Origin of the sequence: Neisseria sp. CP9, assembly GCF_047758525.1 — a bacterium.
Classification (GTDB): domain Bacteria; phylum Pseudomonadota; class Gammaproteobacteria; order Burkholderiales; family Neisseriaceae; genus Neisseria.
On the sequence record NZ_CP180502.1, the window covers coordinates 2,755,578 to 2,775,105 of the forward strand.

At 48.6% G+C, this 19,528-nt stretch carries 23 protein-coding genes; 16 read left to right on the top strand and 7 right to left on the bottom strand.

What is annotated here, in order from left to right:
* Positions 1–217: 217 nt before the first annotated feature.
* The gene (gene bioB / locus ACMYUL_RS13335; protein WP_070512032.1) at positions 218–1,279 is read right to left on the bottom strand and encodes a biotin synthase BioB; all 1,062 of its coding nucleotides are present in this window, start codon (positions 1,277–1,279) and stop codon (positions 218–220) included.
* A gap of 418 nt (positions 1,280–1,697) precedes the next feature.
* On the opposite strand from bioB, the gene ACMYUL_RS13340 reads away from it, so the two are divergent.
* On the top strand, positions 1,698–2,138 hold the full coding sequence (locus tag ACMYUL_RS13340; protein ID WP_083299282.1) for a methionine ABC transporter permease: 441 nt from the start codon (positions 1,698–1,700) through the stop codon (positions 2,136–2,138).
* Between the two features lie 158 nt (positions 2,139–2,296).
* On the opposite strand, the gene ACMYUL_RS13345 is transcribed toward ACMYUL_RS13340, so the two are convergent.
* The gene (locus ACMYUL_RS13345) at positions 2,297–2,953 is read right to left on the bottom strand and encodes a MarC family protein (RefSeq protein WP_049231480.1); all 657 of its coding nucleotides are present in this window, start codon (positions 2,951–2,953) and stop codon (positions 2,297–2,299) included.
* Between the two features lie 49 nt (positions 2,954–3,002).
* Between ACMYUL_RS13345 and ACMYUL_RS13350 the strand changes: the two genes are divergently transcribed.
* Positions 3,003–3,798, top strand: a protein-coding gene (locus ACMYUL_RS13350) for an IS5 family transposase (RefSeq protein ID WP_415771101.1) whose coding sequence is annotated in 2 segments (ribosomal slippage) — positions 3,003–3,368 and positions 3,370–3,798 — 795 coding nt in all. Because the reading frame shifts where the segments join, the coding sequence is not laid out codon by codon here.
* A 25-nt stretch (positions 3,799–3,823) separates the two neighbouring features.
* Here the strand turns inward: ACMYUL_RS13350 and rodA are convergent.
* Genes rodA through ACMYUL_RS13375 form a run of 5 tightly spaced genes read right to left on the bottom strand, consistent with a single transcriptional unit; the run spans position 3,824 to position 9,428 of the window.
* Positions 3,824–4,987: a rod shape-determining protein RodA gene (gene rodA, locus ACMYUL_RS13355; RefSeq protein WP_070512026.1), complete on the bottom strand. Its 1,164-nt coding sequence runs from the start codon at positions 4,985–4,987 to the stop codon at positions 3,824–3,826.
* Positions 4,980–7,019 (bottom strand): penicillin-binding protein 2, encoded by a 2,040-nt coding sequence (mrdA, locus tag ACMYUL_RS13360; RefSeq protein WP_342032089.1) that lies wholly within the window; start codon positions 7,017–7,019, stop codon positions 4,980–4,982. Before mrdA ends, rodA begins: the two co-directional genes overlap by 8 nt.
* A gap of 9 nt (positions 7,020–7,028) precedes the next feature.
* Positions 7,029–7,532 carry a rod shape-determining protein MreD gene (gene mreD / locus ACMYUL_RS13365; RefSeq protein WP_070512018.1) on the bottom strand — a complete coding sequence of 168 codons (504 nt, stop codon included), beginning with the start codon at positions 7,530–7,532 and terminating at the stop codon, positions 7,029–7,031.
* Positions 7,533–7,539: 7 nt separating this feature from the next.
* Positions 7,540–8,379 (bottom strand): rod shape-determining protein MreC, encoded by an 840-nt coding sequence (mreC, locus tag ACMYUL_RS13370; protein WP_342032090.1) that lies wholly within the window; start codon positions 8,377–8,379, stop codon positions 7,540–7,542.
* An 11-nt stretch (positions 8,380–8,390) separates the two neighbouring features.
* Entirely contained in the window at positions 8,391–9,428 is a 1,038-nt protein-coding gene (locus ACMYUL_RS13375; RefSeq protein ID WP_003778899.1) for a rod shape-determining protein, read from the bottom strand.
* 226 nt (positions 9,429–9,654) lie between these two features.
* On the opposite strand from ACMYUL_RS13375, the gene gatC reads away from it, so the two are divergent.
* The 14 genes from gatC (at position 9,655) to ACMYUL_RS13445 (ending at position 19,460) form a co-directional block, all read left to right on the top strand.
* Positions 9,655–9,945, top strand: coding sequence for an Asp-tRNA(Asn)/Glu-tRNA(Gln) amidotransferase subunit GatC (gatC, locus tag ACMYUL_RS13380; RefSeq protein WP_003778900.1), 291 nt, complete (start codon positions 9,655–9,657; stop codon positions 9,943–9,945).
* Positions 9,946–9,974: 29 nt separating this feature from the next.
* Positions 9,975–10,460 (top strand): hypothetical protein, encoded by a 486-nt coding sequence (locus tag ACMYUL_RS13385; protein ID WP_070512012.1) that lies wholly within the window; start codon positions 9,975–9,977, stop codon positions 10,458–10,460.
* Positions 10,461–10,524: 64 nt separating this feature from the next.
* A complete protein-coding gene (locus ACMYUL_RS13390; RefSeq protein ID WP_070512009.1) occupies positions 10,525–11,286 on the top strand; it encodes a WGR domain-containing protein in 762 nt (253 codons plus the stop codon).
* A 2-nt stretch (positions 11,287–11,288) separates the two neighbouring features.
* The gene (locus ACMYUL_RS13395; RefSeq protein ID WP_415771104.1) at positions 11,289–11,864 is read left to right on the top strand and encodes a DUF6714 family protein; all 576 of its coding nucleotides are present in this window, start codon (positions 11,289–11,291) and stop codon (positions 11,862–11,864) included.
* A 173-nt stretch (positions 11,865–12,037) separates the two neighbouring features.
* The gene (locus ACMYUL_RS13400) at positions 12,038–12,613 is read left to right on the top strand and encodes a DUF4303 domain-containing protein (RefSeq protein WP_415771106.1); all 576 of its coding nucleotides are present in this window, start codon (positions 12,038–12,040) and stop codon (positions 12,611–12,613) included.
* Positions 12,614–12,690: 77 nt separating this feature from the next.
* Positions 12,691–14,139 (top strand): Asp-tRNA(Asn)/Glu-tRNA(Gln) amidotransferase subunit GatA, encoded by a 1,449-nt coding sequence (gene gatA / locus ACMYUL_RS13405; RefSeq protein ID WP_415771108.1) that lies wholly within the window; start codon positions 12,691–12,693, stop codon positions 14,137–14,139.
* 103 nt (positions 14,140–14,242) lie between these two features.
* A complete protein-coding gene (locus ACMYUL_RS13410; protein WP_415771110.1) occupies positions 14,243–14,662 on the top strand; it encodes an SMI1/KNR4 family protein in 420 nt (139 codons plus the stop codon).
* A gap of 49 nt (positions 14,663–14,711) precedes the next feature.
* Complete coding sequence (locus tag ACMYUL_RS13415) at positions 14,712–15,164, top strand: hypothetical protein (RefSeq protein WP_415771112.1); 453 nt, start codon at positions 14,712–14,714, stop codon at positions 15,162–15,164.
* A 96-nt stretch (positions 15,165–15,260) separates the two neighbouring features.
* Entirely contained in the window at positions 15,261–16,691 is a 1,431-nt protein-coding gene (gatB, locus tag ACMYUL_RS13420; RefSeq protein WP_415771113.1) for an Asp-tRNA(Asn)/Glu-tRNA(Gln) amidotransferase subunit GatB, read from the top strand.
* Positions 16,692–16,761: 70 nt separating this feature from the next.
* On the top strand, positions 16,762–17,295 hold the full coding sequence (locus ACMYUL_RS13425) for a DUF2262 domain-containing protein (RefSeq protein ID WP_415771115.1): 534 nt from the start codon (positions 16,762–16,764) through the stop codon (positions 17,293–17,295).
* 59 nt (positions 17,296–17,354) lie between these two features.
* Positions 17,355–17,858, top strand: a complete 504-nt coding sequence (locus ACMYUL_RS13430; protein WP_415771117.1) for a hypothetical protein — start codon at positions 17,355–17,357, stop codon at positions 17,856–17,858.
* Between the two features lie 76 nt (positions 17,859–17,934).
* Positions 17,935–18,618 carry a suppressor of fused domain protein gene (locus tag ACMYUL_RS13435; RefSeq protein ID WP_415771119.1) on the top strand — a complete coding sequence of 228 codons (684 nt, stop codon included), beginning with the start codon at positions 17,935–17,937 and terminating at the stop codon, positions 18,616–18,618.
* A gap of 9 nt (positions 18,619–18,627) precedes the next feature.
* A complete protein-coding gene (locus ACMYUL_RS13440) occupies positions 18,628–18,819 on the top strand; it encodes a hypothetical protein (protein ID WP_415771120.1) in 192 nt (63 codons plus the stop codon).
* 8 nt (positions 18,820–18,827) lie between these two features.
* Entirely contained in the window at positions 18,828–19,460 is a 633-nt protein-coding gene (locus ACMYUL_RS13445; protein ID WP_107825886.1) for a peptidoglycan-binding protein, read from the top strand.
* Positions 19,461–19,528: the final 68 nt, after the last annotated feature.

Below are 19,528 nucleotides of genomic sequence, written 5' to 3' on the forward strand. Positions count from 1 at the left end.
TGGCGGATAACATTGCATCAGTACGGCTATCGGTACAGCATACGACTCTGCCCCGTCTGATTTGAAGTCGAGCCACGATTAAACGCATCTGAGCAATACAGAAAGTGTTCTTAAAATCTCATTAAAAAGGTCGTCTGAAAACCGTATTTGAAGCATTAGCTTCGTAAATATAGTTCTCAGACGACCTTGATCTATCGGAAATATAAGAAAGAACGGATTAATAATCTACTTTGATTTTAGGCGTTTCGTTTTCCTGTTGCGCCGCTTCGTATTCTTCTTCCAACTCAAACCGTAACGGATACAAATTCAGTTTTTCCATCAGTAGGCGGTCGCCGTCTTCGTCGGGGTTTTCGGTGGTTAAGAGCTTGTCGCCGTAGAAAATCGAGTTCGCGCCCGCCAAGAAACACATCGCCTGCATGGACTCGGGCATATTGCTGCGTCCTGCCGACAGACGGACGTAGCTGTGCGGCATGGTAATCCGTGCTACGGCGATGGTGCGCACGAACTCCGTCCAGTCCAAATCTTCGGCATCGGCAAGCGGCGTGCCTTCCACTTTGACCAACTGGTTAATCGGCACGCTTTCGGGCTGCGGGTCAAGGTTGGCGAGGCTGGCAATCAGTCCGGCACGCTCGGCGCGGGTCTCGTTCATGCCGACGATGCCGCCGCAGCAAACCTTCAAACCGGCATTGCGGACTTTGCCCAAGGTATCCATGCGGTCTTCGTGTTTGCGCGTGTGGATGATGTCGTTGTAGCGCTCAGGGTCGGTGTCGAGGTTGTGGTTGTAATAGTCCAAACCTGCTTTTTTGAAGTCTTCCGCCATACCGTCTTCGAGCATACCGAACGTGCCGCAGGTTTCCATGCCCAAGCCCTTCACGGCTTTGATGATTGCGGAAACCGTCTCCACGTCTTTGGGTTTGGGTCCGCGCCATGCCGCGCCCATGCAGAAACGGCTTGCGCCGCGCGATTTGGCGATTTTGGCTTTTTCGACGATTTCATCTACATCCATCATCTGCTCTTTGCCCAGATTGGTGTTGTGGTGCGCCGATTGCGGACAGTAGGCGCAGTCTTCGGGACAGCCGCCGGTTTTGATGGATAACAGCGTGGAAAGCTGGATTTCGCGCGGGTTGAAATTTTGGCGGTGTATTTCGGCGGCTTGGTAAACGAGGTCGAGGAAGGGAAGTCCGAACAGGGCTTCGACATCGCATTTTTTCCAATAACGCGCAGTCGGGTGCGGCTTGCGCTCGGTCTTACGGCGCAAGGCGACGGGAGAGATGGTCATAGTGTGTTCTTTCGTGTTTACAGCGGCGCAATGACGCTGACTGCCTGACTGTCGGCGCAATGACGGCAGCGGCGTGGTTAGATAAGTTGGCATCGATGTTATTTGCCTCAAAGGGTGAAATCATTCAAATCAAATACTTGAACAATTTTGGCAGCTCATAAAATCATAAGATTGCCACCCTACTCTCGATGCCGGATGGAGTGTAACGCTTTTGAAAACTCAGGGCAAAACTTTTTAGTTTTTCACTCAAAAAATCATCTGAATTTCTATTTCCATTGATGGAAACCGACTTTTCAGACGACTCTCATCAAAAGGAACGAATTTTATCTATGTGTGATATTGGCGGATAGGCAGAATCAAACTAGAATCGATAAATTAATTACAACGTGCTATGACTATAAATTAGAAAAGGAATATGATGAATCAGCCTAAAATTAAAGCATATTGGAAATCTGCCGCTCTGCTGCTGGTTGTATTTGGTGTGCAAGTACTGTTGTTTTTGTTATTGCTTTACATGAATGTTTTAGATAAAGGAAATCCGTCCGTTTTAGAGATATTGGGCAATGTTTTGATTTCTACTGCCCATGGTCTACCCGCCATGCTGTTATGTACCCTTGTCGCAAAACGTTTGTACTTGCGGCGCAGTGTAGCAGGAACGTTGTTGTTTACATTGCTTTCAGCGGCAGGTGTGGTACTTACGATTGCGGCATCTGAAGGTATGTTGATGCTGATATATCAGCGTTCAACAACATTGGATTGGCAAATGTACGCCGGAGTCGGAATAATGGGGGCAATTGCGGGCTCGATTGGTTCTTTGATGTTGCCGAAGTCGTCTGAAAACAAGTCTCTCAATAAATAGTTACATAGCTTTGACTATTGTATTTTGGATAGATATTGGCACTTTTAGAAAGTCAATAGACTAAAGGTCGTCTGAAAACCCTGTTTTCAGACGACCTTTTACATTGGCAAGGATAAACAAATATGCGGTAATGTCTGCTTCTTGTCTAATCCGCTGAACTAGCCTGCCAGTTGCGGAAAAATAGATTTCAATCCGGCAACGATGATTTCTACGGAGACGGCCGCAAGCATCATACCCATGATGCGGTTGAGGATGGTCAACCCTGTCGTACCCAGTTTTTTGCTGATTCGCCCGGCGACGATGAGGATGGCGTAGCAAATCAGGCTGACGAGGAAGCCTGCGGTAAGGATCAAAGCAATATCGCTGTAATTTTTGGCGGCTGAGGCGTAGATGATCACGGTAGAGATACCGCCCGGACCGATGGTGATGGGGATGGCGACGGGAACGACGGCGATGGCTTTGGCATTTTTCTGGATGTGTTGTACAACACCCTCTTCCTTGTCTCCACCGATATTTTGTTTGGCAGGGTTGTCGTTGCCGTTCATCATGGAGATGGCGATAAGCAATACCAAAATACCGCCGCCGACTTGGAAAGAGCCGACGCTGATGCCTAAGATTTTCAACAACATCCCGCCCGTTAAGGTGAAGACGGTAATGACGATGAAGACGGCGAGTGCGGCGGTGCGGGCGATGCGGCGCTTTTCTTTGGTGCTGTGATCCTGCGTCAAATCAAGGTAAATCGAAAGCGCGCTGAACGGGTTGATCAGTACAAGGAAGGCAACCAAAAGTTTGCCGATTTCTACACCTAATTCCATTTTTTATTAGACCTTTTGCGAAAGTATCCTGAAGATTTACAATTCCCAAATGAAATACGAAAACCTCATCCAAAGAAGCGACAGGGAATTCAAACGGCTCACAGGTGTAACGCCCGTCCTTTTTCACGAAATGCTGAAAGTCACCACAGAAGCAGAAAGCCGGAAGGTCAAGTCAGGCAGGCCGCATACGCTCAGCTTGGCAGACCAACTGCTGCTTACCCTGAGCTATCTGCGTCATTACCATACCCAACTCGAATTGGCCGCCATCTACGGCCTTTCTGAAAGTAATGTCTGCCGCACCATCCGTAAAACCGAGGACGCCCTCATCCGTTGCAAACGCTTTTCCCTGCCAAAACACAAGAATCTGGGCGATCAAACGGTCATCATTGACGTTACCGAAAGCCCGATTGAACGTCCCAAAAAAACAGCGGCAGTATTACAGCGGCAAGAAAAAGCGGCACACGGTTAAAATCCAGGTCATATACGGCAGAGAAACTGAAAAAATCATCAGCATCCGGACGGGGATGGGTGCTCAGCATGACATGCGTTTAGCCAAGAGGCACCTTGCAGAGCTTTATCCCTACAAAATAGTCATTGCGGATAAGGGTTATCAAGGATTGGCTAAAACCGGATTACAGACCCCGAAAAAGAAATCCAAACATCATCCGCTGAACAAACAGGATAAAGAGGCGAACAGGCGGTTAGGCAAACTCAGAACCGTCATCGAGCACATCAACAGGAAACTGAAGATATTCAAAATCTTGTCGCTGCCTTACCGCAACAGGCGGAAACGGTTCGGGTTAAGGGTAAATCTGATTGCAGGACTGGTTAATGCGATGGGATGAATATTTTCGCAAGAGGTCTATTCCCTTATTGGTTTTTTGTAGAGACGTTTACGTCCGCTTTGTCATTGAATTCGTAGCGGCGTTTGGTTTTGTGCTCGCTGGAAATACCCATGAGCAGCGCAAGTACGGTCATGATGGAGAGCGTTGCAGTGCCGCCATAGCTGACCAACGGCAGGGGAACGCCGACAACGGGCAAAATGCCGCTCACCATACCCATGTTCACAAAGGCGTAGCAGAAAAAGGTCATGGTCAATGCGCCGGCAAGCGTGCGGCTGTAAAGCGATTGGGCTTTGGCGGCAATCAGCAGTCCGCGCGTCAGGATAACGAGGTAAACCAGCAGCAGCAAGATGTTGCCGATCAAACCGAATTCTTCGCCATACACGGCAAAAATGAAGTCGGTCGTGGACTCGGGAATGTAATCCAAATGCGTTTGTGTGCCGTTGAGCCAGCCTTTTCCCCAAACGCCGCCCGAACCGATGGCAATCATGGACTGAATGATGTGGTAGCCTGCGCCCAAAGGGTCTTGCGTCGGGTCAAACAGCGTCAAAACGCGGGTTTTCTGATAGTCGTGCATCCCGTAGTTCCACAAAAGTGGCAATGCGGCAACAAAGGCGACGATGGCGGCAAAGATGACTTTCCAAGGTAAACCTGCGAAAAAGACGATGAAAATACCCGATGCCATAATCAAAACCGCCGTACCCAAGTCAGGCTGTTTCAAAATCAGCGCAACGGGGATAAGGATTAAAAGCATGGCGATGATGTAGTGAAACCATTTCAGACGACCTTCGTGCCGTTGGAAATACCAAGCAACGGTCATGGGCAGGACGATTTTCATGATTTCGGACGGCTGGATGCGTGTGAAACCCAGCTCCAGCCAGCGCGTAGAGCCATTGACGGTAACGCCTGCAACCTCGACGGCGACAAGCAGCAACACGCCAATCAGGTACATCGGCAGCGCAACCTTTGCGGCATCACGCGGCTTGAAGGAAGCGACAAACCACAGGAGCGCAAAGCCTGTTACGGTGTGAATGGTTTTGTGTTCAAGCTGACCGAAATCCTGACCATCCGCCGAATAGAGCAAAAACAGGCTCATGATGTAGATGGCGAGCATGGGGAAAAACAGCCACGGGTCTATCGGCGCGGATACGATGCGCTTGATTTTCGCCCACATTCCGACCGTTTCATTCATGATTTGCTTCCTCCTGTTTCAGACCGTAGGCTTTTTGGAATATGGTCGGCGGTTGAGGTTGTGTGCGGTGTTGTTGCGGTTCGGGCATTCCGCCTGCATCAGGGTCGTCTGAAAACTGCTGCGGCTTGACGTTGAGCATATAAAAGTCGGTTAAGCTGCGGGCAAGCGGTGCGGCGTATGCACCCCAGCCGCCGTTTTCCAGAATCACTGCGATGGCGATTTCAGGTTTCTCTAAGGGGGCAAACGAGATAAACCACGCATGGTCGCGATGTTGCTCGCGCAAGGCTGAGGCGTTGTAACGACCGCCCTGCTTGATTTGTACAACCTGTGCTGTACCCGTTTTGCCGCCCATGCTGTAAGCCAAACCGCCGCCGATACGGTGTGCCGTACCGCCCGGTTTCAAAACTTTTTCCATCGCCTGTTTGACGTATTCGAAATTGTCTTGTTTAAACGGAATTTTGTATTCGGGATTGGGATTGATACGCGTGATTTTGCGTTTGTCGAAATCCAACAACTCTTTCACCAAATGCGGCTGATAAACCACGCCGTCATTAGCGAGCGAGGCGGTGGCGTGTGCCATTTGTAGTGGGGTGTAGGCGTTGTAACCCTGCCCGATACTGACCGAGACCATCTCGCCTGCGCGCCATTCTTTGGCGGTAGGATCGGACGATTTGGCAAAGCGTTTCGCCTTCCATTCGCGGCTGGGCAAAACGCCCGTATATTCGCTGGGCAGGTCGATGCCGGTTTTTTTGCCGAAACCGAATTGCGCTAAATACGGCGATGCTTTGTCTATGCCCATTTCGTAGCCCAAGCGGTAGAAAAAGGTATCAGACGACACCTGTATCGCCTTGCTCAAATTTGCCGAACCGTGACCACTGCGTACGGAATCTCGGAAAACGTGGCGACTGCCGGGAATGCTCCATGCGCCGGGCGCAGGAACGACCGTCGTTTGGGTAATTTTGCCGCTTTCCAGCAAAGCCATGCCCATAAACGGCTTAAACGTCGAGCCCGGCGGATACAGACCTTGCGTTACGCGGTTAACCAACGGCTTTTTCCAGTCGTCATTCAAGGCTTTCCAAGTTTCGCTGTCGATGCCGTCGATAAAGAGATTGGGATCGAAAGAAGGTTTGGAAACGAAAGCCAACACTGTACCGTCTTGCGGATTGATGGCGACAATCGCCCCGCGCCTGTCTCCCAATATTTTGTCCGCTTCTTGCTGCATACGGATGTCCATGCCCAAACGCAAAGTTTGCCCCATACGCGACGGCACGTTTTTCAAGACGCGAACAATATTGCCGTAAGCGTCTTTTTCCACTTCTTGATAGCCGGGCGCGCCATGAAGCTGCGGTTCGTAAAATTTTTCCAGCCCCGATTTGCCGATGTGCGTGCTGCCGCGATAAAGCGCAGTCAATCCCTCTTCTTCCAAAATTTCCTGATCTTTGTCGCTGATGCGGCCGATGTAGCCTAAAAAGTGTGAAGTCAGTTTGCCATAAGGATACTCGCGGAAAGTACGCGAATTGACTTCTACGCCTTTAAATTCATTAAGATGCACGGACAATTTTGCCGCTTCTTCATCTGTCAGGCGCAGCTTGAGCGGGATGTTTTCAAATTTGCGGTAGCTCTCGCGGTATTTGTGGAAACGCTTCAAATCGGTAGGCGTAATATCGACATACTTCCGCAAGGCTTCGATGACATCCTCCATCTTACCTTCAATGCGGCTGGGGATGACTTCCAGAGAAAACACGGGATAGTTTTTTGCCAACGGCACGCCGTTGACATCTACGATTTCGCCGCGGACGGGCGGGGTTGGAATTAATGTGATGCGGTTGCTGGATGCCTGTCCGGAAAAATCGTCATGCCGAAACACCTGCAAATAAACAAACCGCGCCACCAATGCGGCAAACAGAACCACAATCAGGATAAACGCCACCAGCAGACGCAATAAAGAATCGGCTTGCGCCGCCTTTGCAGTCTGTGTTTTACCGCTACCGCCATTTTTCAGACGACGTTTCATAGTATTCAGTATAGGCATGGTTTCATGTTATCTGTTGGCGCGATAAAAATTGGTCAGCATCAGCATCAACTGGCTCAAGAAAGGCCAAAGCAGCGCACCGGTCAAAGGCGCAATAAAACTTTGCCAAGTGATGATTTGGTTGTTGAGAAACAGGCGCGCCGCCACCAATACCGCCTGATGGCAGAACAATGCTGCCAATACCGCCCCAATCTGCATGATGTGGCCGTAGAGCATAATTTGACGGCGCGTGTTCAATACGAAATACACCATGACCGTATAAGACAATGCGTGCAGCCCCAAAGTCGCTGCCGTTGCAGCATCGACTATCAAGCCGAGCAAAAACGCAATGCCCATGCCGACACGTTGGGGATGGTGCATAGACCAATAAAGCAGCATCAGCGCAGTCAGTTCGGGCAGCCAAAAAAACACATCAAAGGGAAAAGGCATGAAATCGACAAGCATGGTTACGGCAAAACTTGCCGCAATCACGCCGACAGGCATGGCACGGTAGGAATCGTCAAAATCGTTCATGAATGATTTATTGAGAAGAATGGGAAGAAGACAGAACCAAAACAAAGCGGCTGCGGAGCAAGGCGGCAAACGGGGTCAGTTCTGTGTCGTAATAAGGCGTACCTGAAGCGCGGACGACTTTATCCACGTGCGCCACGGGAATGCCTGCCGGATAAATGCCGTCCAAACCGGAAGTAATCAAAACATCCTGCGGCTTCAAATCCGATCCTGTCGGGAAATAGCGCAAATCCAAGCCCACGCCGTTGCCGTAGGCGAGATTGCGTTCGCCCGTCCGCTCAACGGCAACAGGGACGATACTTTGTGCAGCCGCTATCAGCTCGACTTCCGCACTGTTTGCGTGAACCAATGTAATCCGCCCGATTAAGCCGTTTTGATCGATAACGGCATCGCCTGCCGCAACCCCTTCGCCACTGCCTTTATTGATAATCAAACGTTCGGACAATGGGTCTTTGCCACTGGACAACACTTCCGCACCAATGACATTACTTACGCCTTTTTGCTGCAAACTGTATAGCTTTTTCAGCTCCTGCAATTCGCTCAGGTTAACCTTGTCGCGTTGAAGCTGGATTTTCAGACGGCCGTTTTCCTCCAAAAGGAGACGGTTTTGCTCCAATAGCTCGGTTTGCGATTGAGATTGGTTGGAAAAATATTGATAGAGACGGACCGGCTGGTTTGCCAACCATTGCACCGGATAAAGAATCTCCGCCGCCGCAGTACGCACAGGCTGCATCAGGTCGAAACGACCGTCTGCCACCATGATGCCGGCACCCAATAAAAGATACGCAATAAAACGAGGCAACAGCTTTTGGCCCTTTGCCTCGTCAAACCGTAAAGAAGAATGTTCCATTTCAGCCTGCCTTACGGGTTATCCACAAAAACGGCATTCCATTTGCCGATATAATCCAAGGCCTTACCCGCACCATAAGCCACACAGTTCAAAGGCTGGTCGGCAATACCGACAGGCAGCCCCGTCGCATCCGCCAAAACAGTGTCCATACCGTGCAACAATGCGCCGCCGCCCGTCAGCATAATACCCCTGTCGGCAATATCGCCAGCCAACTCAGGCGGAGCTTGTTCCAACGCAAGGCGCACGGCGCGAATAATTTGATTAACCGTTTCGCTTAAAGCCTCGCGCACTTCTTCCGAAGTAATGGCAAGCGACTTGGGCGTACCTTCCGCCAAATCGCGACCTTTAATCCGCATGGCGGTTTCGGTTGCAAAGCCGGAGGCTGAACCGATTGTTTTCTTCAATTCCTCAGCCGTTGCTTCGCCAATCAACACGCCGCGATGACGGCGCAGATAGTGCACGATGCTCTTATCGAACTCATCACCCGCCGCGCGGACAGAGGCGGAATAAGCCATACCGCCCAACGACAAAATGCCGATTTCCGTTGTGCCGCCGCCGATGTCCACCACCATCGAACCGGCGGTATCCTCAATTGGCAAACCCGCACCCAAAGCAGCCGCCATCGGCTCCTCAATCAAATGTACGGAAGATGCGCCTGCGGCAAACGCAGAATCCAAAATTGCCTTGCGTTCCACTTGAGTTGCCCCGCCCGGCACGCAAATCACTACGCGCGGCGGTACGACCGAATTGCCTTGTATTGCTTTTTTAATCAACATACCCAGCATACGCTCGGCAATCGTAAAATCAGCAATCACCCCATCCCGCATAGGACGGACGATTTCAATATTGCGCGGCGCACGCCCCTGCATTTTTTTGGCTTCCGTACCCACGGCGACAATCTTACTTTTACCGCCCGTACCCGATTGAACCGCCACCACAGACGGCTCGTCCAAAACAATGCCTTTACCACGCACATAAATCAACGTGTTCGCCGTACCCAAGTCAATGGCGATATCGTTGGAGAAAAAACGGGATAAAAAACGAAACATAAAATACCTGAATATCGGCCCAGCACCGATTTTATTTAATTGTTATTCAAAATATTAAAAACATGGGAACAACGCCTTTTCAGACGACCTCCCCACTCCCCGTATGAAACGCATGGCGAAATCACACGCCGTTTGAGTAGTTTTCGGTTATAATTCCTCGTTTCATCGAAGAAGAACGCAATGATACCCCAATAAAGGGGCGTTTGCTATCAGACAAGGATTTTTTATGGCTTTAAGCTTAACCGATGTGGAAAAAATCGCCAAACTCTCACGCCTTTCGCTGACAGAGGAAGAAAAAGGCAAAACCCTCTCAGAATTGAACGACATTTTCGCTATGGTTGAAAAAATGCAGAGCGTGAATACTGATGGGGTTGAGCCGATGGCTCACCCTCATGAAGCCGCCCTGCGCCTGCGCGAAGATAAAGTTACCGAAACCGACCATGCCGCCGAATATCAAGCCGTCGCGCCCGAAGTGCGCAACCGTTTGTATATCGTGCCTCAGGTAATTGAAGAATAGATGGAGTTTACCCTTTAGGAAAACCAATAATGAATAAATTTTTGACCACATTATTACTTGGCGTACTCACGGTTAACGCCTACGCTATGCCTAAGGATGACAACAACCCTAAATCCTCTGTATTGCCTGTTGTTCATTCCGAGCAAGCCGTGCATTTGTATGACTACGAAACACCTGACGGGAAATACAGCGCATCACTCTATCCGAACAGTATCAAAAATCTCGGTAATGGTTGGTATTCGACCATTACACGGCATCAATCTGCGGGTTCAGGCAAACATGCCCATATGCTGATTTTAGATTGGGTACATTGCCAAGAACCTAAACAATCTGTTATGAGCGCGATTGCCCTGTTTGACAAAAACGGACAACTTGAAGAGCGTATCGACGTTCACAATTACAATAGTCCCGACAAAATGCCGCAAGAAGCCATTGGGCAGCTGAAAAAGGAAGATTCCAGCGAAACAATGCACAGTGACAAAATGGTGGAAACCGTTTGCAGCCGCGTAAAATAAAAATGTAAGTTATTTTACCTAGTTTAAATATTTGCAGTTTTAGACGACCTGAAAAGGAATTTCTGTGAAACAAGCCTTCATTTATACCGACGACAAGTCCCAGAAATTTTGGATTATCGATTCCGCTGGTAGCGACATCATGGTTAATTTCGGCAAACTTGGAACTGCCGGACGTTTCCAAATTACCGAATACGACGGTGAAGCCGATTGTCAAAAAGCTGCTGACAAACTCATCGCACAAAAGACCAAAAAAGGCTACAAACCTACTCCCGATTTTAATTTCATCGACCGCCTCTATTTTGACGATGAAGATTTCGGTCCGCATCGCAAAACCTCGCATCCACACTTCGTCCGATACTTAACCGATGATTTCTATTATGACTGCGGTGACGAAGAGGCTCCGTTTGGCAGTGATGAAGGCAGTGATGCGTTGTATGAGCTTGCACAAACCTTCCGCAAAAATCCCGATCTGGATACATTGATTTTCCCAGAGAAATTGATTTGTGAATATTGGGATATGGATTACCTGCCTCCTCAAGAAGACCAAACTGCCGAAAGCATTGAAGAACTGTGTAAACAACAGGAAACCGAAGTTTATCAATCCGATAAAGTGATTATCGCCACAGCATTTGGCAGCATTAAAATTGCAGGTCGTCTGAAACCTGAATTGCAGCAACTTGCCCAGCTTGCCATGCAGAGACTTGACATATTGGCACAGCTACGCGGCTGGTGTTTTGCTGGTACTCTGTCTGAGATCAATCAACAAATGGCAGATGACTTGAAACGTTTCGTTGTTGCACAAGCGAACCATTTTCAGACGACCTAACTGTGAAACATCAGCGTGCTGAGCCTGTATGCACAATGTCTCCCAAGCGACTCATCAAGATACTGGGCTACCTGCGTGAATATGCTCAACAGTGGAATAAAGCATACGAAGAAATCGCCGAGCAAGTCTGCCACGCATTTGCCGATACCAAGCTGAAAGACGGAATCGGAATATTGGAAGCCGACTGCGTGGATGACTGGATGGATACCAATAATCCGGAACGTTGCCGCTATCGCGCTGAAGACGAACGCAATTATTGGGAAAATGTCCTTTTTCAAGGACACCGCATAGGAGAGATTCCGCGTTTTAATCCCTGCTCCTCCATCACATTTATGGATAGTATAGGCAGGCATTTCGCCCTGCCATATTACTTGCTTTGGGCATTACAAGACCCAGACAATATGGTTGCCAATACATTGGCTTATGCATTGGAGAACAGTTATTACACTGATGAACTGCTGCTCAGCGTTGCACAACAACGTGCTTTGTTGAATGCAGTCGGATTTCTCGTAGAAATAACGGCAAATACCTACGACGACGGCTACTCAACCCATGGCAGGCTGCATTTGAACACTTAAATAAAATATTGTCAGATGCCAATATTTTGCCTGATAAAAAATAAGCCTTCCAAAAGAAGGTCGTCTGAAAGAACAAGTACAGTTTTTAAGTGTAATTTGAAGTATGTAGCGATAAAACGGTTCTGTTTCGCATACGAATAGAATAGACAAAAAGTACGAAGCAAAGGAATCCCATGTCCACCGAGCAACAACACCTTCACACAGTTGCCGTTAGCCACATCCACCAATGTTTCAACCGTATCAAGAAACAGGCCGAACAGGCAGGTAAAGAAATTGCCGCATATTATTTCTATCTGGTAGACGACTTTTTCGCCGCAGGCAATGCCGCCATTACCTATCAGGATTTGGCTGCTTTTACCGTCGAACACGCAGACGAATATGAAAATTGCACCATTTTGCAGGCGATTTGGGATGGCAGATGTACCCTTTATGACAGTGAAACCGAGCCTCAGAACGTTTCAGATAACTGGCTGGAAAACCAAAGCGAGCTCTACCAAGCTGCATACCTCAGCATAGAGAACCTAGATGATGATGCTTATCAGCAAAAACGTGCCGAATACGAAATCGCCCTGATAGCCGCACTGCAACAATGCGACCAAGAAGGTCTGTTCGGCAATCGTGCTGAAAACGGTATATTGCTGTTTGCGTTTTATATTGATGATTATGATGAAAATGACGAACAATCACTGCTTTACCGTTCCACCACTCAGCTCAACCAACCGGATACTTACCAAAAATTGATAGGTTGATATTTTCAGACGACCCTGAAATCAGCCTACACCATTAAACCCTTTAAAATCCCGCTTATTTAAACTAAAAGACTCTTATGACCCAATACACCCTCAAACAAGCCAGCCAACTGCTGCAATCCAAGCAAATCTCCGCCGTCGAACTGGCAACCGAATACCTCGCCGCCATTGCTGCGCAGAACCCGGCAATCAACGGCTACATTACTCTCGACCAAGACAAAACCCTCGCCGAAGCCCGTGCCGCCGATGCTCGTATCGCTCAAGGCAACGCCACCGCGCTTACCGGCGTACCCATCGCCTACAAAGACATTTTCTGCCAAACAGGCTGGCGCAGTGCGTGCAGCTCCAAAATGTTGGACAACTTTGTCTCCCCCTACACGGCTACCGTCGTACAAAACCTGCTTAATGAAGGTATGGTAACGCTCGGTCGTACCAATATGGACGAGTTTGCCATGGGCTCGACCAACGAAACCTCGTTCTACGGCGCGACCAAAAACCCGTGGAATCTTGAGCACGTCCCAGGCGGTTCGTCCGGCGGTTCCGCAGCCGTTGTTGCCGCACGTCTTGCTCCTGCCGCGCTCGGTTCAGACACCGGCGGTTCTATCCGCCAGCCTGCTTCACACTGCGGCATCACCGGCATCAAACCCACCTACGGTACCGTTTCCCGCTTCGGCATGGTTGCCTACGCTTCCAGTTTCGACCAAGCCGGTCCGATGGCGCAAACCGCCGAAGACTGCGCGATTTTGCTCAATGCGATGGCGAGCTTCGACGAGCGCGATTCCACCAGTTTGGAACGCAGCAAAGAAGACTACACCCGCGACTTGGACAAACCGCTCAAAGGCATAAAAATCGGTCTGCCTAAAGAATATTTTGGTGAAGGCGCGGATGCCGATGTGCAGGCTGCCTTGCAAAACGTCATTGACCTCTTAAAAGCGCAAGGTGCGGAAACCATTGAAGTTTCCCTGCCCCAAACCGCCCTGTCCATCCCCGCTTACTATGTCCTCGCTTCCGCCGAAGCCAGCACCAATCTTTCCCGCTACGACGGCGTGCGCTACGGCCACCGCGCCACCCAATTCGGCGACCTTGAAGAAATGTACAGCAACACCCGCGCCGAAGGCTTCGGCAGCGAAGTCAAACGCCGCATCATGATTGGCACTTATGTGTTGTCGCACGGCTACTACGATGCCTATTACCTGAAAGCCCAAAAACTGCGCCGCCTTGTTGCCAACGATTTTCAGACGGCCTTCGCGCAATGTGATTTCATCCTCGCCCCGACTGCACCCACCGCCGCCCCCAAACTCGGCAGCGACATCCACGACCCCGTGCAGATGTACCTTTCCGACATCTACACCATCGCCGTGAATCTGGCCGGTTTGCCCGCCCTGACCCTGCCCGCAGGTTTCAGCGGCAACGGACTACCCATCGGCGTACAATTTATCGGCAATCACTTCTCCGAAGCCAAAATCCTTGGCGCAGCGCATCAAGTACAGCTGGAGAGTGATTGGCATACAAAAGCACCGGCGTAAGATTTACAGGTAGTCTTTGAGGTCGTCTGAAAAAGGCTACCTGTAAATAGTGGAACTCGTAGCATTATTGTTTTGAATCATCTTTTTCAGGTAGCCTTAAGTAATGTCCCAATTAAAAATTCCAGAAAACTACGGCAAACTACTCAAAAAATATGAAGGTCTAGATGGCAAACTCAAACAGGAGCAAGACCAATTTGGTTACGAGTTGTTTACCGAAACCCATATTTTTTACAACTCAGATGAAATCCTAAGATACAGCCGCGAGTTACCCAAGGATTTCCCTGCAGAAGAAGCAAAAGAGTATGTCGATTACCAGAAGCAAAACGCATACAATTTAGGCTATATCACTAATTTCTCGCAAATCCTCGTATTCGGTGTTGATGGCAGCAATTGCCCGTTCTGCATGGATTTCTCAGAAAACAAAGAAATACCTCGTGTGATTTATTGGGATAACGGCGAGCTGACATGGCGTGTTATTGCTAATTCATTAGAAGATTTTTTTAACTTATTTAATTGGGCATAATTAGACGGCAATTTTCCAGCACTCTGAAACTAACAAAATTACTAAAATAATGGAATATTACAATTACTTCTCACCCAAATTTTGGCAATTCTTATGGGGTTTATGGCAGGAAGCTGGACTAGAAATATACACAAACATTGTGCTATTTCTGCTGTTATGGCTCATCCTTTCTACACTTGTTACATACATTTTGTGGCGTAAACGCCCCAGACCACCACATTTTTGGCGTAAGCATTTGTTACTCAATAGCATTATCTGCCTGCCTTTGAGTCTGTTTATCAACCTCGGTTATATTGTTATACAGTTTATTATGCCGGTTCGCAAGCAAGCGGCATATTATGGGCAATTGACGCTACACCCACTGGAACAAACATTTGTTACTTTATTTAATGTTATTTATTCCTACGAATGGTTGTTTCTAGTGTCTGCTGTGGTTGCTGTGAATGTATTGCTACTGGCTATTTGGCGTAAAAAGATTTTCAAACAATTAACATTATCCTGAATGCAAACGGGTTTCTATGTATTTCAGAAATCCTGCCCAATGAAAAATTAAATATCCCCTATTTAAAACAACCCAAATTCAAAGGAAACTTAAACTATGACTTGGGAAACCGTAATCGGCTTGGAAATCCACGTCCAGCTCAACACCCAATCCAAAATCTTCAGCGGCGCATCGACTGCATTCGGTGCGGAACCTAATGCGCACGCCAGCGTGGTGGAATGCGCATTGCCGGGCGTACTGCCGGTAATGAACCGAGAAGTCGTTGAAAAAGCTATCAAATTGGGCTTGGCGTTGGATGCGAAAATCAACCAGAAAAACGTGTTCGACCGCAAAAACTACTTCTATCCCGACTTGCCCAAAGGCTATCAAATCAGCCAGTTGGATTTACCGATTGTCGAACACGGCAAGCTGGAAATCGTAGTCGGCGACGCGGTAAAAACCATCAACGTAACCCGCGCGCACATGGAAGAAGACGCGGGCAAATCCGTGCATGAGGGCTTGAACGGTGCAACCGGTATCGACCTGAACCGTGCCGGCACGCCGCTGTTGGAAGTGGTCTCCGAACCCGAAATGCGCTCCGCCGCCGAAGCCGTTGCCTACGCTAAAGCCTTACACAGCTTGGTAACATGGCTGGACATCTGCGACGGCAATATGGCGGAAGGTTCGTTCCGCGTCGATGCCAACGTATCTGTGCGTCCGAAAGGTCAAGCGGAATTCGGCACGCGCCGCGAGATTAAAAACCTCAATTCCTTCCGCTTCTTGGAACAGGCGATTAATTACGAAGTGGAAGCGCAAATCGAGATTTTGGAAGACGGCGGCAAAGTACAGCAGGCAACCATGCTGTTCGACCCTGAAAAAGGCGAAACCCGCGTGATGCGTTTGAAAGAAGACGCGCACGACTACCGCTACTTCCCCGACCCTGATTTGCTGCCCGTCATCATTTCAGACGACCGGTTGCAAAAAGCCAAAGAAGAAATGCCCGAACTGCCGAAAGAAATGGCGGCGCGTTTCGTGGCGGACTACGGCGTATCCGACTACGACGCGCGTCTGCTCACCGCCAGCCGCGTGCAGGCTGCCTATTTTGAAGAAGCCGCCAAAGAGAGCGGACAAGGCAAGCTGACTGCCAACTGGATGAACGGCGAACTCGCCGCCACGCTGAACAAAGAAGGCATGGAACTTGCCGACAGCCCGATTACCGCTCCGCGCCTCGCTGCGTTGGTAGGTAAAATTGCTGACGGCACTTTAAGCAGCAAACTGGCGAAAAAAGCCTTTGAAGCCATGTGGGCAGAACCTGAAGCCACTATCGCCGAAATCATCGAAAAACACGGCTTGCAGCAGATGACCGATACCGGCGCGATTGAAGCGATGGTGGACGAAGTGCTGGCAAACAATGCCAAAGCCGTGGAACAGTTCAAATCCGGCAACGAAAAAGCCCTGAATGCGATTGTGGGACAAGTGATGAAAGCCAGCAAAGGCAAAGCGAATCCCGCGCAGGTGCAGGAATTGATTAAAGCGAAGTTGGCTTAAGTAGAGTGCTGCCTGAAAACAGCAATAATGCTGATTCAGGCGGCTTTGATAACCGTGATGAGGAATCCCTATGACTATTCCGAAAAGTCTCAAACATCCACAGTTTGGTATTTTTAAATGGAAATCAGATTGGGATGCCTATACGGGAAGCATTCCGTGGAGCAAAGGCAAAATCACTGTATTAATTTATCGTGATGCCTTTGACCATTCAGATGTGGAAGATATATGGCAAATACTGGAAGATATTGTGTCCCATGTTGAAAGTTGGGATGTTGTAATTCATACAGCATTGAAAGAGCATTTTTATACGACGGCACAAAACTGGTTTGCGCCACACGATGATTACGATGAAACTGATTTTGACAGTCTGATTACTGACATGGCGGAGTACGTTGGCAAAGAAACTGCCGAGCGACTGGTTTTATCAGGAAAAATAGACGAAGACGGCTTTTACCGCCTGATGAAATTGGACAGTATTTCCTTGTCGGAGCAGGGTCTTTTAGATTTCCACTTTGATGATGATGGTTGGATTTTTGACGGACACAGCATCACACTGACCGCTTCAATTGAACAGGATATTTTGGACGGCTGCCTTGCAGGATAGCCTTGTCTTCCTTGAAAACACAGTAATCTCCACCAGGTTCTCCCTCAGGCAAAACCTCTATGTTTATTCTCCAAACCGTCTCCGTACAATGGACAAAACGCAGCCGCTCCGCGCCACTTGCCACCATACGCAACCGCCTGCCGCGTCTACTGCCCTTGCCTGATACTGTTTTAGAGTGTGAATATGGTTGCCACAACCAACATTATCAGGAATCTTATTCTGACAATGATTTGGTCACTTTTTTAGTCTATGAACCCAAGTTCAGCATAATGCAAACTCTACCCGCAGAGTTGGATAATGGTTTCGGATTTATTAATCAGGACAACTGCCTTACCGTTTACTTCACCGATAAACGCGGTGGACGAAAATCTCGTAGGCGCCTGTTTGTTTTAGCCGACGGGCAAACCGCACAGCTTCGCACAAATGGGCGCGGCTGTGGATTTGATAATACCTATTACACTCAGCATACCTACAATCTTGCCTATGCCAAGCATATCCCACGCGAAATTTTTACCCAGCGTCGATTCGATTACTGCGTATCTCTGGAAAACCGACTATTCTAGTGCTTGCAACATCCTGTAATCACGTTGAATCTGCTTTCTAAGCTCCATTTTAATCTGAGTTACACAAGGATAAAACATGACAGAACAAGAATACCGCGAGACCTTCTCCGAAGACGAATCCGTCGGCTGGGACGCCATCGATGCCGAACTTGAAAAACTCTACGGCGACACCGAACCTCGTCACTACGGCAGTATCGTCAAATACTGGATGGGCGGAGAAGATCCGCTAGACGGCACGAGCATCTACGATTGCGAAGAACAAACGCCACACCGCCACATCATCTCCTACGGCATGAGCGAGCTTTACTTTTCTCCGGAGAGTGCTGATGTCGAATTCAGCAAGTGGGGCTTCGAATTTACCTTCCGTATCACACCTTGCAAACTTGACCCGGCTTCCGACAGCGGCACGCCGCACGAACCATTTTGGGCTATCAACCTGATGAATAACTTAGCCCGCTATGTTTTTGAGAGCAAAAAATGGTTCGAGCCCTACCACTTTATTCCCACCAACAGTCCCATACGAAGTGATACTGAAACCGCTTTGGTCGGTATCGCTTTTGTCCCTGATCCCAAACTGCCTGCTATTGACACACCGAATGGCAAAGTTGATTTTCTGCAGATGGTTGGTCTGACCCAATCTGAGCTGGATTGGCTGTGGCAAGAACCTTCAACCGCCCGCTGCAAAGAGCTGATCGACAAAATGCGTGTTGACAATCCCCTTCTGATAACTGATTTGGCGCGTACGCACAGTTATGTATAGCCACACGGTTTGATTAATCCAATGCTCGTTGAAACTGAAAATACAACGGGCTCATCTTCGGATGCGGGCGACTATGTGCTGCTGAACAAAGAACAGCAACCGATGAACCTGAAAATGATTCATCTGTTTTTAGTCAGTCTTGCCATGCCATCTGAAAACAAAGCTTGGTTTTCAGACGACCTTCAAGCCATAACAAATTAAGGAGTAGGATGAAAATAATATTACCTGCAGTACTATTACTGGTAACAACTTCCTCATTTGCAAAAAATTACGCCGATCAGCCTCAGCCTTTTACTCCTCAAACAGTACAGGATGTATTGCGTTGCAAGGTGTCATCGTTGGATTTTTCGTTTTGGATTCCGGAAAATTTTACCGGTTACCCTGGTTCAAATGAGCGTGCGGAAGAAGAAAATGTGGGACGTTTTGTCAATAAGATCGACAACATTACTTACCGTTACCGCTTGCCGTTTAAGGTGCATCTTGCCAATCCCTTAGATGGAAAAGAAGTAGAAGGGCAGTATGTCGCTATTCGCAACAATGCTGTCTATTTGGAAATTGATTGGGCACGATATCCCAAATTGCATTCACTATACCGTCAGAAATATCAGGAAGACCTTTATGAGCTGACGCAACAGCTAAGGGGACAAAATATCACATCCAAAACGACACCTAAAAAACTGGATACATTGGGCTATAGTGTGCCTGCTGTCGAAAAATCGATAACAGACCCCAATAAAAAATTGAAGATATGGAAATATTTTGGCTTTCCTGCTGTCTTTAAAGCAGATGTAATAAGGGGTGATTCAGATAAGGGCTATATCGGCTGCCGTTATCCGTTGTAGACTGTCTTCCGAAAACGGAGGTCGTCTGAAAGCTGATTTTTCAGACGACCTTTTAACTTAATCTATTC

Coding starts and splice junctions, on each gene's coding strand:
- rodA (WP_070512026.1), bottom strand. CDS start 4,987: ATGAATGAAACGGTCGGAATGTGGGCGAAAATCAAGCGCATCGTATCC.
- gatC (WP_003778900.1), top strand. CDS start 9,655: ATGGCTTTAAGCTTAACCGATGTGGAAAAAATCGCCAAACTCTCACGC.
- mrdA (WP_342032089.1), bottom strand. CDS start 7,019: ATGCCTATACTGAATACTATGAAACGTCGTCTGAAAAATGGCGGTAGC.
- ACMYUL_RS13410 (WP_415771110.1), top strand. CDS start 14,243: ATGTCCCAATTAAAAATTCCAGAAAACTACGGCAAACTACTCAAAAAA.
- mreD (WP_070512018.1), bottom strand. CDS start 7,532: ATGAACGATTTTGACGATTCCTACCGTGCCATGCCTGTCGGCGTGATT.
- ACMYUL_RS13415 (WP_415771112.1), top strand. CDS start 14,712: ATGGAATATTACAATTACTTCTCACCCAAATTTTGGCAATTCTTATGG.
- gatB (WP_415771113.1), top strand. CDS start 15,261: ATGACTTGGGAAACCGTAATCGGCTTGGAAATCCACGTCCAGCTCAAC.
- bioB (WP_070512032.1), bottom strand. CDS start 1,279: ATGACCATCTCTCCCGTCGCCTTGCGCCGTAAGACCGAGCGCAAGCCG.
- ACMYUL_RS13385 (WP_070512012.1), top strand. CDS start 9,975: ATGAATAAATTTTTGACCACATTATTACTTGGCGTACTCACGGTTAAC.
- ACMYUL_RS13445 (WP_107825886.1), top strand. CDS start 18,828: ATGAAAATAATATTACCTGCAGTACTATTACTGGTAACAACTTCCTCA.
- ACMYUL_RS13340 (WP_083299282.1), top strand. CDS start 1,698: ATGAATCAGCCTAAAATTAAAGCATATTGGAAATCTGCCGCTCTGCTG.
- ACMYUL_RS13345 (WP_049231480.1), bottom strand. CDS start 2,953: ATGGAATTAGGTGTAGAAATCGGCAAACTTTTGGTTGCCTTCCTTGTA.
- gatA (WP_415771108.1), top strand. CDS start 12,691: ATGACCCAATACACCCTCAAACAAGCCAGCCAACTGCTGCAATCCAAG.
- ACMYUL_RS13430 (WP_415771117.1), top strand. CDS start 17,355: ATGTTTATTCTCCAAACCGTCTCCGTACAATGGACAAAACGCAGCCGC.
- ACMYUL_RS13425 (WP_415771115.1), top strand. CDS start 16,762: ATGACTATTCCGAAAAGTCTCAAACATCCACAGTTTGGTATTTTTAAA.
- ACMYUL_RS13375 (WP_003778899.1), bottom strand. CDS start 9,428: ATGTTTCGTTTTTTATCCCGTTTTTTCTCCAACGATATCGCCATTGAC.
- ACMYUL_RS13435 (WP_415771119.1), top strand. CDS start 17,935: ATGACAGAACAAGAATACCGCGAGACCTTCTCCGAAGACGAATCCGTC.
- ACMYUL_RS13400 (WP_415771106.1), top strand. CDS start 12,038: ATGTCCACCGAGCAACAACACCTTCACACAGTTGCCGTTAGCCACATC.
- mreC (WP_342032090.1), bottom strand. CDS start 8,379: ATGGAACATTCTTCTTTACGGTTTGACGAGGCAAAGGGCCAAAAGCTG.